Here is a 14,164-nt window from a genome sequence, read left to right on the forward strand (position 1 = left end):
TTCTAGGGTGGGGAAATGCGTGCTGCTGTGTTCCACGAGCCCGGTCCGGCGTCCGTTCTGAAGATCGAGGAGCGGGAGCTGCCGCCCGCGGGGCCGGGGGAGGTGCGGGTCCGGATCGTCTTGTCGGCGGTCAATCCGACCGACACCGGGACGCGGGCCGGCAAGGGTGTGCCGGACGGGGTGTCGCCGCCGCGGGTGCCCAACCAGGACGGCTCGGGGCTGGTCGACGCCGTCGGGGACGGGGTGACCGGGCTGGAGCCGGGCGACCGGGTCTGGGTGTGGGACAGCGGCTACGGCCGGGAGAACGGCACCGCCCAGGAATACGTCGTGCTGCCCCGCCGGCAGGTCGTGCGGATGAACGACGACGTCCCGTTCGAGGTCGGCGCCGCGCTCGGCATTCCGGCCCTGACCGCGCACCGCTGCCTCACCCTGGCCAGCGACGGGCCGCAACGGCTGGCCCCGGGCGCCCTGGCGGGGCGCACCGTGCTGGTCGCGGGCGGGGCCGGCGCGGTCGGGAACGCGGCCATCCAGCTCGCCAAGTGGGCCGGCGCGAGGGTGCTGACCACCGTCTCGTCCAAGGAGAAGGGCGATCTGGCCGCGGCCGCCGGGGCCGACGCGGTGATCAATTACCGGGAGGAGGCGGTCGTCGCGCGGGTGGCCGAGCTGGCCGAGGGCGGCGCCAACGTCATCGTCGAGGTGAACACCGACAACCTGGCCCAGGATCTGGACGTGGTCGCGCCCGGCGGCAACATCGCCCTCTACGTGGGTGGCAAGGTCACGATCCCGAGCTTCAAGGCGATGCTCAAGAACGTCAGCCTCGACTTCGTGCTCACCTACACGACCACGGACGAGGAGAAGGACAACGCGGTGGCCGCGGTGGCCGAGGCGGTCAACGCCGGCGCCTTCCGGGTCGGCGACGAGGCCGGCCTGCCGATCCTGCGCTACCCGTTCGAGCAGGCCGGCGCCGCCCACGAGGCCGTCGAGGGCCACGCGGTGGGCAAGGTGGTCATCGAGGTGACGCAGCCCTAGCCAGCAGGGCGTCGGCCACCCGGGCGACGCCCTGACCGTCGACCGCGGCCCAGGCCTTCCGCGCCAGATCGGTGCGGAGGGCCGGGTCGGTCAGCAGCGTGCGCAGCGTCGTGACGGCTTCCGGCCCGAAGTGGCCGAGCTGCCCGATGCCGGCCGCGAAGCCGCGCGCGAGCGTCCGGTCGTAACCGAGGATCTGGTTGTCGACGACCCAGACCAGCGCCGCCGGCAGCCCGAGGCAGAGCAGCTCCCAGGTCGAGGTGCCGCTGGCGCTGACCGCGAGGTCGGCTCCGGCCAGCAGCTTGGGCAGGTCGTCGGTGGGCGCGATGATCTCGAAGCGCTGTCCCGGACCGGCGGGGATCTCGCCGAGCTCGCGGCGCAGCTCGTCGTTCGCGCCGATGATCGTCGCGTCCAGCGGCGCCTCGGTGGCCGCGAGCAGGCGGGCGATCGCCGGCGCGGCGCGGTAGGCGTCGGTGCCGCCGAAGAAGGCCACGACCTTGGGCGTACGCCCGGAGGTGTGCACCGGGGGAGCGAGTGGCCGCAGCTGCCGGACCGACCCGCGCAGCAGGGCGTAGTCCAAACCGGCGAGCCCGATCGCGTCCTCGACGTCGATCACCGCGTCCAGGTTCTGGTCGACGTAGATGTCGGCCGACTGCCCGCGGAAGTCGCCGTCGACGATGGCCAGCACCGGCCGCCCGGTCTTGCGGACCGCCACGGTGTGCTGCGGCGGCAGCGTGTACGAGTCGACCACCAGCGCGTCGAGTTGCAGTCGCTCGACCGCGGCGACCAGACCCACCTCGTCGAAGGGGGCCGGGTGCCAGGGCAGGCCGCGCTGGGTCAGCTGGGCCTCGGCCCACTCCACCCCGCCCAGGTCGCTGAGGAACCGTACGGACACTCCCCGCGACACCAGCTCCTCGGCCAGCGCCACACAACGGACCAGATGCCCGACGCCGGTGCGGGCACCGGCGTCGCAGCGAATTCCGACGATCGTCACGGTTACGCCTGTACCAGGGCCTTCTGCAGGACGTGCGCGTTCAGCTCGGTGAGGTCGGGCCGCCCGGCCAGCCAGTCGGTGAGCTTGCGGACCGAGATCGGCTCGTCGCCGAACTGGGCCACGATCGCCTCGATCAGCTTCCAGTCGTCCTCGGTGTCCAGCGTGAGCCGCAGGTGCGACAGGTCGGGCTGCATGGTCAGCCCGATCACGTCGTAGTCCTCGGAGTGCGTGTAGATGTACGACGTCACGTGGGTGCGGTGGTGCTCGGTGGCCAGCGCGTCGATCTCCCGCAGGATCGGGGTGCGCACCACCTCGACGTCCAGGCCGCGCGGCAGCGTCTTCACGATCGACGTGGTCATGTAGTCGGCCTCGGCCGCGGTGAACACCCGGTAGGCGCGGGCGATCAGCTCCGGGTCGAGCAGCGGCGAGTCCGCGGTGAAGCGGAGCACGATGTCGCTCTCGTGCTCGTCCAGCACGCCGAGGAAGCGCTCGAGGACGTCGTCGACCGAGCCCCGATAGCAGGCGACACCGATCGCCGCGCACTCGGCGGCCACCGCGTCGTCGTCCGGCTCGGTGGTGGTGGCCACGACCAGGTCGTCGAGCACACCGCTCTGCCGGGCGGCCAGCACGACCCGCTCGAGCACGGTACGGCTGCCCAGCTTGCGCAGCACCTTGCCCGGCAGCCGGGAAGAGCCCATCCGGGCCTGGATGATGCCGAGGGTTGTCATGAAAGTCCTTTTCGAAGGCGATTGCGAGCCTTGCGGGCTACCCCGTAACCGAGCTTTGCAACCCGGAAACCCATGGAGCCGCTGAAAGCCGCGATCTGCATGCGGGCCTTGCGAAGTTCGGAGTCCCGGCGGTCGAGCTCACGCTCGAACCACTGGGCGCGGGACGCGGCGTCGGCCAGCTGCCGGCGCAGCGCCCGGATTTGTTCCTCGTGCTCCCGGCGCGCGTCCGGCAGCGGGGGCGCCTCCCCGGCCGGCACGTCGCCGGGCCGGCCCGCGGCGGCGTGCAGGATCGAGGTGAGCGTGTCCAGGTCGGTGGCGGCGGGCCAGGGGTGCGCGTAGCCGCCGCCGAGCAGCGTCTGCGCGAACCGGCGGATCACGTCGGTCTGCGGCGGGACGCTCGGGTCCAGCACTGTGTAGTTGTCCTCGTGGACCACCACGTTGTCGGCGGCGGCCCCGGGGTGCGCGGAGGCCCAGCCGGTCAGCAGCCGCCGCACGATCGGAAGATCGTGCCGCAGGCAGGCGGCCAAGAGCAACTCCTCCAACAGGCGACCTTCCGGCAGCGGCCCGTTCAGCGCGGAGAGGTCCCGACCAGGGACTTCGCGGAGTACGCGTCGGATCCACACGCCGTCACGGCCGGGGCCGATCTCGACGACGGGGCCGTCGCCGGACAGCAGCGGCGGCAGGCTCAGGGCGGCGGCCGGGCGCGGCGCGCGGTGGGCGGCGATCAGCCAGGAGGAGGCCAGCTCGGGACCGAGGCCCCCGCGCACGGCGGCCGCGGCCAGCCGGCGCGGATCGCTCAGGACAGACCGGCGGGCGTACGCCTTCGCGGTGGCGCCGGCGGCCACGGCGGCGAGCGCGTCGGCCGGCCCGTCGCGCAGCGCGCTCGGCGTGGCGATCAGGGTCGGCGCGTGCGGCACCGGCCAGGCCGCGCCGAGCCAGTCGACGGCCATCCCCTCGGCCGCGAGCCGGGCGGCGAGACGCTCCGGATTGCCGGGCTTGGTGTCGTACTCGCCGAGCGGCCGCCACGCGCTGTCGTCCTGGGACGCGGTGGCCGAGGCCGGGTCGACCAGCTTGTGCACGCCCAGCTCGTTCTCGACGGCGAGCAGCAGGGTGCCGCCGGGGCGCAGGAGACGCTTGAGCGCCCGCAGGCTCGCGGTCCAGTCGAGCTGGGGCCCCTCGACCGAGCAGAGCCGGCCGAGGCCGTCCAGGGCGACGACGACGTCGTAGCGCTCCTGCTCGGTCAGCTTGGGCAGGGTGCCGCAGAGGACCCGGACGTCGCCGGCCGCCCGCTCGATCGCCTCCGGCTGGGAGCGCAGCAGACAGGTCACGGTGGTCCGGGCGGCCAGGGCGCCGACCAGCGCGTCGTCGTGCGGCCCGGCGATCAGCACCTCGGCCCCGGCCGGCAGCTGGTCGGCCAGATAACCGAAGAGGGCGCCCCCGGCGGGCGGCTGATCCTCGGTGAAGGAGGGCATCTCGCCCCCGATCATCTCCATCACGCGGGCACCCTAACCTTCGCGCTCCACCCGAGGATCGCGCGGAGCTCGGCCGGCGAGGCGAGGTAGCCGTCGCCCAGCTCGCTCAGGGCCGACGGCCGGGCGGCGCTCAGATCGAGGCGTTTGCCGTGCAGCTCGGGCCACTCCCGGCGGATCCGCTCGGCCATCGGCAGATCCTCTTTGTCGAGGTGCATCGGGTCGCCGTAGACGGCCGGCTCACACCCGGCGGCCACGCCGTGGAAGATGGCGCTGCTCAGCCTGTTCGAGGCCACGCGCTTGTGCCGGCGCAGCTCGGTCAGCTGCTTGTCGAGGAAGTGGCGGTCGGTGCCGACGTACTGCCTGCCGCGGTAACCGTGGCAGACCACCCGGCCGTACTGCTCGTACGAGGCCCGGACCTGGTCGTTGCGGTACTCGTTCCAGTACAGGCAGAAGGTCACGGGACCCTGCTCGGTCTCCAGGATCTCCTCGACCTGCCGCTGGTGGTCGCCGAGGACCTGCTGGTTCTCCCAGCCGTGGAACGGATAGAAGATGGTGCCCTCGCGGGGCGGCGCGTCCGCGGCCTCGGGCCGCATGGTCAGCAGGTAGAGGAAGGGCGCGCCGATGACCGTGGCCTGCCGGCGCCCCATCGACCACGCCCGCCGCCGGGTGCGCTCCGAATAGACGAGGATGGGCCGGCCCGGCACGTAGGGCGTGCCGTAGCCGAGCCCGTCCACCACGTTCCAGCCGTGCTGCACATACCCGTCGATGCGGGGCGGGTTCTCCGGATCGAGTCCGCAGTACTCCGCGAGGATGTGCGCATGGCCGTAGAAGTGGTTGGCGTGGTGCACCCGCTAGCTCCCGAGGATGGTCCGCAACGCCTCGACGACACGGTCCTGGTCGGCATCGCTGAGGTCGACGAAGAGCGGCAACGATAGCTCCTCAGCGTAGAAGGCCTCGGCGACGGGGCACATCCCGCGGCGGTAGCCCAGCTCCTCGAAGGCCGGGTGCCAGTACACCGGGATGTAGTTGACCTGCACGCCGATGCCCGCCTCGCGCAGCCGGTCGTAGACCTCGCGGCGGCGGCCGTCGAGCACCCGAACGGGGTACAGGTGACGCAGCGGGTCGACACCCTCACGCTGGATCGGCAGCCGCAGACCGGGAACGCCGGCCAGCAGCTCGTCGTAGCGCGCGGTCAGCTCCTGCCGGCGGGCCTTGAAAGCGCCCAGCCGCTTGAGCTGCGAGCTGCCGAGCGCGCACAGCAGGTCGGGCAGACGGTAGTTCAGCCCGAACTCGTGCACCTCGTAGAACCAGCCGCCCTCGTCGGGGCGGCGCAGCTTGGCGGGATCCTTGAGCATGCCGACGTTGTGGAACGTGCGGGCCCGCTCGAGCAGGTCGGGCCGGATCGAGGCGACCGCGCCGCCCTCGGCCGTGGTCAGGTTCTTCGTCGGAAAGAACGAGAACGTGGTGAGGTCGGCCAGCGTGCCCACCGGCCGGCCGTTCAGCGACGACCCGATCGAGTGGGCGGCGTCGCCGAGCAGCACCGCGCCCGCGCCCTCCGAGATCTTGCGGAGCGCGTCGTAGTCGGCCGGGTGACCCGCGTAGTCGACCGCGGCGATGGCCTTGGTCCGCGCGGTCACCAGCGACTCGACCGCGGCCGGGTCGATGTTGGCCGTGTCGTCCTCGATGTCGGCGAAGACGACCTTGGCCCCGAGCATCATGGCGGTCGAGGCCGTGGCCACGAACGTCATCGGGGTGGTGACCACCTCGTCGCCCGCGCCCACCCCGGCCGCCGCGTACGCCGTGTGCAGCGCGGTGGTGCCGTTGGTGACCGTGACGGCCGGCGCGCCGGCCACGGCCTCGATGTCCGCCTCGAACTGGGCGACGCGGGGGCCGGTGGTCAGCCAGTCGCTGCCCAGGGCGGCGACGACCGCCTCGGCGTCCGACTCGTCGATCGACTGCCGGCCGTACGGCAGCATCAGTTCTCCTCGAGCAGCTTGCGCATGTCCTCGACGGAGAGCCAGAGGTCGTTGTTGTCGGAGCGGTAGTTGAAGCCGTCCGCGACCTCTTCGCCGCCCTCGGGCGCCTCGTAACCCCAGCTGGCCACGACCGGCTGGACCACGTAGCGGTCGGGGAAGCGCAGGGTACGGCGGCTGTCGTCGGAGGCGATCATCTCCTCGTGGAGCTTCTCGCCCGGCCGGACACCCATCTCGTGGGTCGGCGAGTTCGGGGCGACGGCCTCGACCAGGTCGAGGATGCGCATGCTGGGGATGCGGGGGACGAACAGCTCGCCGCCCTGCATGACGTCGAACGAGTCGACGACGAACTTCACGGCCTGGGGGAGCGTGATCCAGAAGCGGGTCATCCGCTTGTCGGTGATCGGCAGGCTCTTGCCCTCGGCGGCGAGCTTGCGGAACAGCGGGACGACCGAGCCGCGGCTGCCCATAACGTTTCCGTAACGAACGACGGCCAGGCGCGTCGGGTGGGTCGCGGCGTAGTGGTTGCCGGCGATGAAGAGCTTGTCGGCCACGAGCTTGGTCGCGCCGTACAGGTTGATCGGGCTCGACGCCTTGTCGGTGGAGAGCGCGACGACCTTCTTGACGCCCTTGTCGATGGCGGCGTCGATCACGTTCTGCGAGCCGTTGATGTTGGTCTCGACGAACTCCGAGGGGTTGTACTCGGCCGTGTCGACCTGCTTGAGCGCGGCCGCGTGGACGACGTAGTCGACGCCGTGCATGGCGCGCTCCAGGCGCGACTTGTCCCGGATGTCGCCCAGGAAGAAGCGCAGGCGCGGGTCGTCGTTGAACATCTGCCGCAGCTCGTACTGCTTCAGCTCGTCCCGGGAGAACACCACGATGCGCTGCGGGTTCAGGTTGGTCAGGGCGTAGTTGAGGAACGCCTTTCCGAAGGAACCGGTCGCGCCGGTGACCAGGATCGACGATCCGCTCAGAACAGACACTTAATTTTCTCCCGGGGGGTGGGACAGGACGCGGTACGAGCCGGAAGCATAACCAGCCGACCTGCCGATTCGCGGGCCTAGCTCAAACGATCACCGTAGTTCACCCGGTGTTCAGCTAGCATTGGCCCCGCCTTCATGACACATCGTCAGTTTTAGAATCCTCTGTCCACAGCCCCCTTGGAGTTACACCGTGAGCGAACTGCAGAGACTGCGCGAGGCGTTCCGCACCGCACTGGACCTTCCGGCGGACGCCCCCGTGGACGACCTGCGGTACCAGGACAACGAGAAGTGGGATTCGCTCGCGCACATGTCCCTGGTGGCCACCATCGAGGACGAGTTCTCGGTGATGATTGACACAGACGACGTCATCAACATGTCGAGCTTCCAGGAAGCGATCAGCATCCTCGGTAAGTACGGGGTCAGCTTCAATGAGTGACCGGGCGGCCCTGATCACAGGCGCCTCCCGCGGCATCGGCAAGGCGACCGCCACCAAGCTGGCGGAGCGCGGCTACGACCTCGTCCTGCACGGTCACGGCGCCGACGCGGTGGCCGCGGTCTCGGCCGAGCTCGGTGACAAGTTCGGCGTCACCGTCCTGCACGCGCACGGCGACATCGCCGACCCGGCCACCAGCAAGGCCCTGGTCCAGCTCGCCTTCCAGAGTTTCAAGCGCCTCGACGCGCTGGTCGTCAACGCCGGCACGCACGCGGCCGGCATGCTCGGCATGACCGACGACGCCACCATCGAGCGCCTCTTCGCGGTGAACGCGGCCGGCGCCGTCTTCACCCTGCGCGGGGCCGCGCGGCTGCTCGCCCGCGGCAAGAACCCGGCCGTCGTGCTGCTCTCGTCGATCACCGCCAGCCGCGGGATCGCCGGGCAGGCCGTCTACTCGGCCTCCAAGGGCGCGGTGGCGGCCCTGGCCCGCTCCGCGGCGAAGGAGCTCGGCCCGCAGGGCATCCGGGTCAACGCGGTCGAGCCGGGCTTCATCCAGACCGACATGCTCGACACCCTCGACGAGAAGGGTCGCGAGGAGCGCATCGGCGACACCGCCCTGCGCCGCCTCGGCGAGGCCGACGAGGTGGCCGACGTGATCGCCTTCCTTCTTTCCGACCAGGCCCGCTTCGTCACCGGCCAGGTGATCGGGGTCGACGGAGGACTCACGCTGTGAACCTGTTCCACCCCGGTGCCCGCGTCGTCGACGCGGTCACCGGCGAGACGCTGACCGAGCAGAAGATCGAGGCGGCGGCCGCCGTTCTGGCCCAGGAGCCCGGCGGGGTGGTGTTCCTGCCGATCGAGACGACCGTGGCCTCGATCGCCCGCTACCTCGCGGCCCTGCGGCTGGGCCGCCCGGTCGTGCTGCTCGACCCCGAGGCCGACCACAGCGACCTGGTCGAGCGGTTCAGCACGACCGAGGTCCACCCCGACCTGGCGGTGCTGCTGACCACGAGCGGGTCGACCGGCAACCCCAAGCTCGTCCGGCTCTCGGCGAGCGCCGTCGAGACCAACGCCGACCAGATCGCCCAGGTTCTCGACATCACGGCCGATTCGGTCGCGATCACGACGCTGCCGCTGTTCTACTCGTACGGCATGTCGGTCCTGAACTCGTACCTCCGGCGCGGGGCCACCCTCGTGCTGGAGCGCACCGGCATCATGCAGCGCGACTTCTGGGCCGCGGTCAACGAGCACGGCGTCACATCCCTGGCGTTCGTCCCGTCGCAGTACGAGATGCTTCGCCGGCTGCGCTTCGACCCGGCGAAATACCCGACGCTGCGCACCCTCACCCAGGCCGGCGGCCGGCTGCGGACCGACCTGGTCACCGACTTCGCCCAGCGGATGGCGACCGTCGGCGGCAAGCTCTACGTGATGTACGGGCAGACCGAGGCCGCGCCGCGGATGACCACGCTGCCCCCGGAGCGGCTCGAGGAGAAGCTCGGCTCGGTCGGCCGCGCGCTGCCGGGCTCGCACTTCACGATCGAGGACGACGAGGTCGTCTTCCACGGGCCGAACGTGATGATGGGCTACGCCGACGTCGCGGCCGACCTGGCCAAGGGCGACGAGCAGGGTGGGGTGCTGCGCACCGGCGATCTGGGCCGGCTCGACGACGAGGGCTTCCTGTTCATCACCGGCCGGATCAAGCGGATGGCCAAGGTCTTCGGCGTCCGGATCAACCTGGACGACGTCGAGAAGAACTTCCCGGTGACCGCCGTGGCCGGCGACGACAAGCTCGAGGTCTTCGCCGTCGGCGTCTCGGACGACGAGGCCCGCGGTCTCCGTACCAAGATCGCCGAGTGGCTCGGAACACACTTCACCGGCGTGAACGTGCGTAGTGTTGAGGCCTTGCCGCTGCTGCCGAACGGCAAGATCGACTATCGCGCGTTGGAGTCTTCGCTGTGAGTGTCTTCACCCTCCCTCAGGCCGCCAAGGAGGAGGTCCTTCTCAAGGAGCTCTCCGCGCTGGTCGAGCATCACCGGGAAAAATGCGAGCCGTACGAGCGGATCCTCGCCGCTTCCGGCTACACCCCGGCCGACTCGATCGCCGGCCTGCCCTGGCTGCCCGTCCGGCTCTTCAAGAACCTCGAGCTCAAGAGCATCCCGGACGACGAGATCTACAAGGTGCTGACCTCGAGCGGCACCACCGGCGAGGTCAGCAAGATCTACCTCGACAAGGAGTCGGCCGCCGAGCAGACCCGCCGTCTCGGCGCGACCGTGCAGAGCGTGCTCGGTCCCAAGCGGCTGCCGATGATCCTGGTCGACACCAAGGCCATGCTGAAGGACCGCAAGTCGTTCAGCGCCCGCGGCGCCGGCGTGCTCGGCATGTCCAACTTCGGCCGCAACCACGTCTGGGCGCTCGACAACGAGGGCCACGTCGACCTGCCGGCCCTCAAGGAGTTCCTGGAGAAGTACGGCGACGAGCCGTTCCTCATCTTCGGCTTCACCTACCTGGTCTGGCTGCACCTGTACGAGGTGGCCCGCGACAACGGCCTCGACCTGAGCAACGGCATCCTGATCCACTCGGGCGGCTGGAAGAAGCTCATCGACCAGGCCGTCTCGCCCGAGGAGTTCCGGGCCCGGCTGGCCGGCGTCGGCCTGACCAACGTGCACAACTACTACGGCATGATCGAGCAGATCGGCACGGTCTTCCTGGAAGGGAAGTCCGGCGGCTCGCTCTACGCCCCCGACTTCGCCGACATCGTGATCCGCAACCCGCAGACGTGGGCGGAGCAGCCGGTCGGCGAACCCGGCCTGATCGAAGTGATCAGCACGCTGCCCACCTCCTACCCGGGGCACATCATCCTCACCGAGGACCTCGGCGTGGTCCACGGCATCGACGACGGCGACTGGCCCGGGAAGCGCTTCTCGGTGCTCGGCCGGCTCCCGCGGGCCGAGGCCCGCGGCTGCTCCGACACATACCGGGAGGCGGCGTGAGCACGATCAGGTACAGGTTCGGGGCCGAGGGCGATCTCACCGCCCCCTCCGACGACCGGCTCACCGTCGGCGACCCGCGGGTCATCGACTTCCTGGGCAAGCTGGCCCGCAAGCTGCTGGTCCCCGCGGTCGCCCGCCGGCACCCCGAGCTGGGCTCGCTCGGCTTCTTCCTGCGCCCGGCCGAGCTGCACCGCGTGGTCAAGCACATGCAGCACGAGGACGCGCTGGTCTTCCCGCGCGGCAACGTGTTCCACGTGCCGCCGGCGAACGTCGACACGATCTTCGTCTACTCGTGGGCGCTCTCCGCGCTGGCCGGCAACCACAACGTGGTGCGCATCTCGGAGCGCTCGGCCACCGCGGCCGACACCATCCTGGGCGCGCTCAACGAGGTGCTGGCCGAGTCCGACCCGATCATCGGCCGCACCCAGCGGATGGTCACCTACGGCCGGGACGACGCCATCACCGGCGCCCTGAGCAAGTGGGCCGACGTCCGGGTCATCTGGGGCGGCGACAACACCGTCGAGGCGATCCGCAAGCACCCGCTGCGCCCGTCCGCACGTGACCTGACCTTCCCCGACCGGACGTCGTGGGCCGCGCTCTCAGCCGACGGCTGGCGGGCCGCCGACCCGGCCCAGAAGCGCGCCGCGGTTCTCGGGTTCACCAACGACGCGTACTGGTTCGACCAGGCCGCCTGCTCGTCGCCGCGGACCGTCTTCCTCGTCGGCACGGACACCAGCGACGTGCGCGAGGAGTTCATCGAGCTGCTGATCGAGGTCTCCGGCCAGCGCGGCTGGGAGATCGACGCCGCGATGGCGGTCGAGAAGCGGGTCAACGCGTACGGGCTGGCCGCCACCGGGGCGATCTCCTCGATGGAGTTCCCGGCCAACTCGGTCACCGCGATGTCGCTGATCACCGTGCCGGACGCGCCGCGGCACTGGATCGGCGCCGGGGCGTTCCCGTTCGCCGAGGTGGGCTCGCTGCTCGACCTGGTGCCGGCGATGAACCGGCAGGACCAGACGTTCAGCCACTTCGGCTTCTCGGCCGAGCAGCTGCGCGAGTTCGGTCTCGCGCTGGGCGGCCGGGGTGTCGACCGGATCGTGCCGTTCGGCCAGGCGCTGACGTTCGGCTCCCTCTGGGACGGCTACGACCTGCCGCGCGAGTTCACCCGGTTGACGACGCTTTCCGTGTGACGGGCCTCCGGGATTTCCCCGGGCTGACTACTCTCTCCCCGTGACAGCTGTTCTCGAGACCGCCGGATCCCCGGCGGTCTCGACGCATTCCAAGCCCTTGGCCACCGCCGTACGCCTGCTGCCGTGGCTGTTCCCGGCGGCGGCGCTCGCGCTCGGCCTGCTCGACACCGGCGTCTCCGGCCGGGACATCGCGCTCTACGCGGCGTACTTCGCCCTGGGTGTGGTGGTGCCGGGCACGCTGGTGCTGCGTGCCGTGCGGGGCAGCCGCGGCAACCTGCCGGAGGATCTCGGTCTCGGCGCCGCCACCGGCATGCTGCTCCTGCTGGCCGGGTGGGCGCTCGCCGCCGCCGTCGACGCTTTCCCGCTGCTGCCCGGCTGGCCGGTCCTGATCGTGCTGCCGTTCCTGGCCGTGCCGCGCCTGCGCCGGCACTGGCGGGTGAGCGAGCCGAAGCCGCTGCCCGCGCTCTGGTCCTGGATCGTCGCCGGCGGCCTGCTGATGCTGGTCGTCGTCGCCTACCCGAACTGGATCCGCAGCCCGCTGCCGCCGGCCGGGGGCGCGCCCTACCAGGACCTGCTCTACCACCTCGGGCTCGTGCACGAGATGACCCGGGCCATGCCGTTCCAGGTGCCGCAGGTGGCCGGGGAGACGCTGCGCTACCACTACCTCTCCGACGCCGACATCGCCGCCGGCAGCATGATCACCGGGATCGACCCGGCCGTGGTGCTGCTGCGCCTGTGGTTCGTGCCGGTGGCCGGTGTCGCGATCTTCGTCTGCGCCGCGCTCGTCCGCGAGCTCGGCGGCAAGTGGTGGGCCGGGGCGGGCGGCGGGGTGGCCGCCATTCTGGCGTTCCCGCTGCTGCTCGGGAGCCCGGTCACTCCGATCGGCGTGATCCCGATCAGTTTCATCAGCCCTTCACAGACGTACGTCCTGGGCCTGCTCGGGCTTTTGATCCTGCTCGCCGTCGACGTGCTGCGGGGGCGGCCGCTGCGCTGGGGCTGGCTCTTGATCTTCCCGCTGGCCCTGGCCGTGGCGGGGTCGAAATCGAGCGCCCTGCCGCCGTTGCTGGCCGGGCTGGCCGCGGCCCTGCTGATCGTGCTGATCCGCGAGCGGGGCCGGCTGCGGCCCGTCCTCGCGCTGTTCGGGCTGGTGCTCGCGGCTGTGGTGGTGGGCTTCCAGCTGTTCGCGGGCGGCGGCGCCGGCACCCTCAAGCTCCAGCCGCTCGCGGTGCTGTTCTGGGTGGCGCCGTACCGGCAGACCCTCGGCCGGGAGGACACGATCTCCCAGGCCACCGGGGTCGAGCACGCCGGGCTGACCGGCTGGGTCTTCCTGATCGGGCTGCTCGCGTGGTGGGTCGTGATGCAGGCGCCGCGGATGCTCGGGGTGGCCGCGCTCGGCCTGGGCCGCACCCGCCGCGAGCCCGCCTCATGGCTGCTCGCCGGCACGGTCGTCGCCGGCGCGGGCGCCGCCTACATGTTCTGGCACCCCTCGGCCAGCCAGAACTACTTCTACCTGTGCGCACTGCCGTTCGGCACCGTGCTGACCGCGTGGCTCCTGGCCGACCAGGCCCGCAGCCTGCGCCCGGTCATCGCCGGCGCGATCGCGGGCGGGGTGTGGGCGGTGGTCGCCCCGTCCTCTTCCGCGCCCCGGCCTCCCTCGATGGCCGGGTGGGCCCGTGCGCTGGCCGAGCCGATCCTGATCACGGCCGCCGTCGCCCTGGTGGTGGCCCTCCTCGCGCTGCACCTGTGGCGGCTGCGGACCGGCCGGCTGGCCTGGCGGTCGATCTTCCCCGGGCTCATCGCGGCGGTGCTCGTGGCCGGCCTGGCCGGCAGCGCCGAGCAGCAGGCCCGGCAGGCGGTCAGCGCGGTCCGCTGGCAGGACTCCGCCCGGCCGGCCCAGGACCGGGAAAAGGTGATCCAGCCCCAGGAGATGGCGGCCGCGGCCTGGCTCGACGAGCACGCCGGTCGCTACGACCTGGTCGCCACCAACGTGCACTGCCGGCCCATCGCCGGCACACCCGAGTGCGACGCCCGGGCGTTCTGGGTCAGCGGGCTCGGCGGGCGCCGAACGTTGGTCGAGAGCTGGGGTTACACCGACGCGGCGGTGGCGGCCGAGGGCGTCGGCGGCAAGCGCTACATGTACCAGCCGGCGCCCGATCAGGCCGCCTTCCAGCTCAACCAGCGGGTTTTCGCTTCGGGGCTGTCCTCCGATGTCGCCGAACTCCAGCGACGTTACAAAGTGCGGTGGCTTTTCGGTGATTCGCGAGCACCCGGAGGCGTTTCCGCCCAACTGGCCCAGGTGGCGACGCTGCGTTACCGCTCCGGGCCCGTCAGCATCTATGAACTACGGTGACGGTAGGGCCAGCCCTACCAAACAG

Annotated in this window: 13 protein-coding genes; 7 read left to right on the forward strand and 6 right to left on the reverse strand. The window is 71.2% G+C overall.

From position 1 onward, the window contains the following. Window positions 1-15: 15 nt before the first annotated feature. The gene (locus tag AB0J66_RS31050) at window positions 16-1,029 is read left to right on the forward strand and encodes an NADPH:quinone reductase (RefSeq protein WP_364668096.1); all 1,014 of its coding nucleotides are present in this window, start codon (window positions 16-18) and stop codon (window positions 1,027-1,029) included. On the opposite strand, the gene AB0J66_RS31055 is transcribed toward AB0J66_RS31050, so the two are convergent. From AB0J66_RS31055 to pseB, 6 genes are read right to left on the reverse strand one after another with little or no spacing between them, the layout of a single operon-like run. Beyond that, a complete protein-coding gene (locus AB0J66_RS31055; protein WP_364668098.1) occupies window positions 1,007-2,020 on the reverse strand; it encodes a spore coat protein in 1,014 nt (337 codons plus the stop codon). The two genes, AB0J66_RS31050 and AB0J66_RS31055, sit on opposite strands and share 23 nt — an antisense overlap. A 2-nt stretch (window positions 2,021-2,022) precedes the next feature. Continuing rightward, window positions 2,023-2,748 (reverse strand): glycosyltransferase family protein, encoded by a 726-nt coding sequence (locus tag AB0J66_RS31060; protein ID WP_364668101.1) that lies wholly within the window; start codon window positions 2,746-2,748, stop codon window positions 2,023-2,025. Then, a complete protein-coding gene (locus tag AB0J66_RS31065; RefSeq protein ID WP_364668268.1) occupies window positions 2,745-4,241 on the reverse strand; it encodes a class I SAM-dependent methyltransferase in 1,497 nt (498 codons plus the stop codon). Before AB0J66_RS31065 ends, AB0J66_RS31060 begins: the two co-directional genes overlap by 4 nt. After that, a complete protein-coding gene (locus AB0J66_RS31070) occupies window positions 4,241-5,068 on the reverse strand; it encodes a hypothetical protein (RefSeq protein WP_364668103.1) in 828 nt (275 codons plus the stop codon). Before AB0J66_RS31070 ends, AB0J66_RS31065 begins: the two co-directional genes overlap by 1 nt. Window positions 5,069-5,071: 3 nt before the next feature. After that, a complete protein-coding gene (locus AB0J66_RS31075) occupies window positions 5,072-6,196 on the reverse strand; it encodes a DegT/DnrJ/EryC1/StrS family aminotransferase (protein WP_364668105.1) in 1,125 nt (374 codons plus the stop codon). Continuing rightward, entirely contained in the window at window positions 6,196-7,176 is a 981-nt protein-coding gene (gene pseB / locus AB0J66_RS31080; RefSeq protein ID WP_364668107.1) for a UDP-N-acetylglucosamine 4,6-dehydratase (inverting), read from the reverse strand. Before pseB ends, AB0J66_RS31075 begins: the two co-directional genes overlap by 1 nt. 190 nt (window positions 7,177-7,366) lie before the next feature. Here pseB and AB0J66_RS31085 point away from each other — a divergent pair, with 190 nt between their 5' ends. Genes AB0J66_RS31085 through AB0J66_RS31110 form a run of 6 tightly spaced genes read left to right on the forward strand, consistent with a single transcriptional unit; the run spans window position 7,367 to window position 14,139 of the window. Beyond that, window positions 7,367-7,612: an acyl carrier protein gene (locus AB0J66_RS31085; RefSeq protein ID WP_364668110.1), complete on the forward strand. Its 246-nt coding sequence runs from the start codon at window positions 7,367-7,369 to the stop codon at window positions 7,610-7,612. After that, the gene (locus AB0J66_RS31090; RefSeq protein ID WP_364668113.1) at window positions 7,605-8,342 is read left to right on the forward strand and encodes an SDR family NAD(P)-dependent oxidoreductase; all 738 of its coding nucleotides are present in this window, start codon (window positions 7,605-7,607) and stop codon (window positions 8,340-8,342) included. Before AB0J66_RS31085 ends, AB0J66_RS31090 begins: the two co-directional genes overlap by 8 nt. After that, the gene (locus AB0J66_RS31095) at window positions 8,339-9,568 is read left to right on the forward strand and encodes an AMP-binding protein (protein ID WP_364668116.1); all 1,230 of its coding nucleotides are present in this window, start codon (window positions 8,339-8,341) and stop codon (window positions 9,566-9,568) included. The genes AB0J66_RS31090 and AB0J66_RS31095 overlap by 4 nt, the downstream gene beginning before the upstream one ends. Continuing rightward, on the forward strand, window positions 9,565-10,599 hold the full coding sequence (locus tag AB0J66_RS31100) for an acyl-protein synthetase (RefSeq protein ID WP_364668119.1): 1,035 nt from the start codon (window positions 9,565-9,567) through the stop codon (window positions 10,597-10,599). Before AB0J66_RS31095 ends, AB0J66_RS31100 begins: the two co-directional genes overlap by 4 nt. Beyond that, complete coding sequence (locus AB0J66_RS31105) at window positions 10,596-11,789, forward strand: acyl-CoA reductase (RefSeq protein ID WP_364668121.1); 1,194 nt, start codon at window positions 10,596-10,598, stop codon at window positions 11,787-11,789. The genes AB0J66_RS31100 and AB0J66_RS31105 overlap by 4 nt, the downstream gene beginning before the upstream one ends. A gap of 40 nt (window positions 11,790-11,829) precedes the next feature. Further along, a complete protein-coding gene (locus AB0J66_RS31110; protein WP_364668124.1) occupies window positions 11,830-14,139 on the forward strand; it encodes a hypothetical protein in 2,310 nt (769 codons plus the stop codon). Window positions 14,140-14,164 lie beyond the last annotated feature (25 nt).

This window comes from Actinoplanes sp. NPDC049598 (assembly GCF_040675435.1).
GTDB lineage: Bacteria > Actinomycetota > Actinomycetes > Mycobacteriales > Micromonosporaceae > Actinoplanes.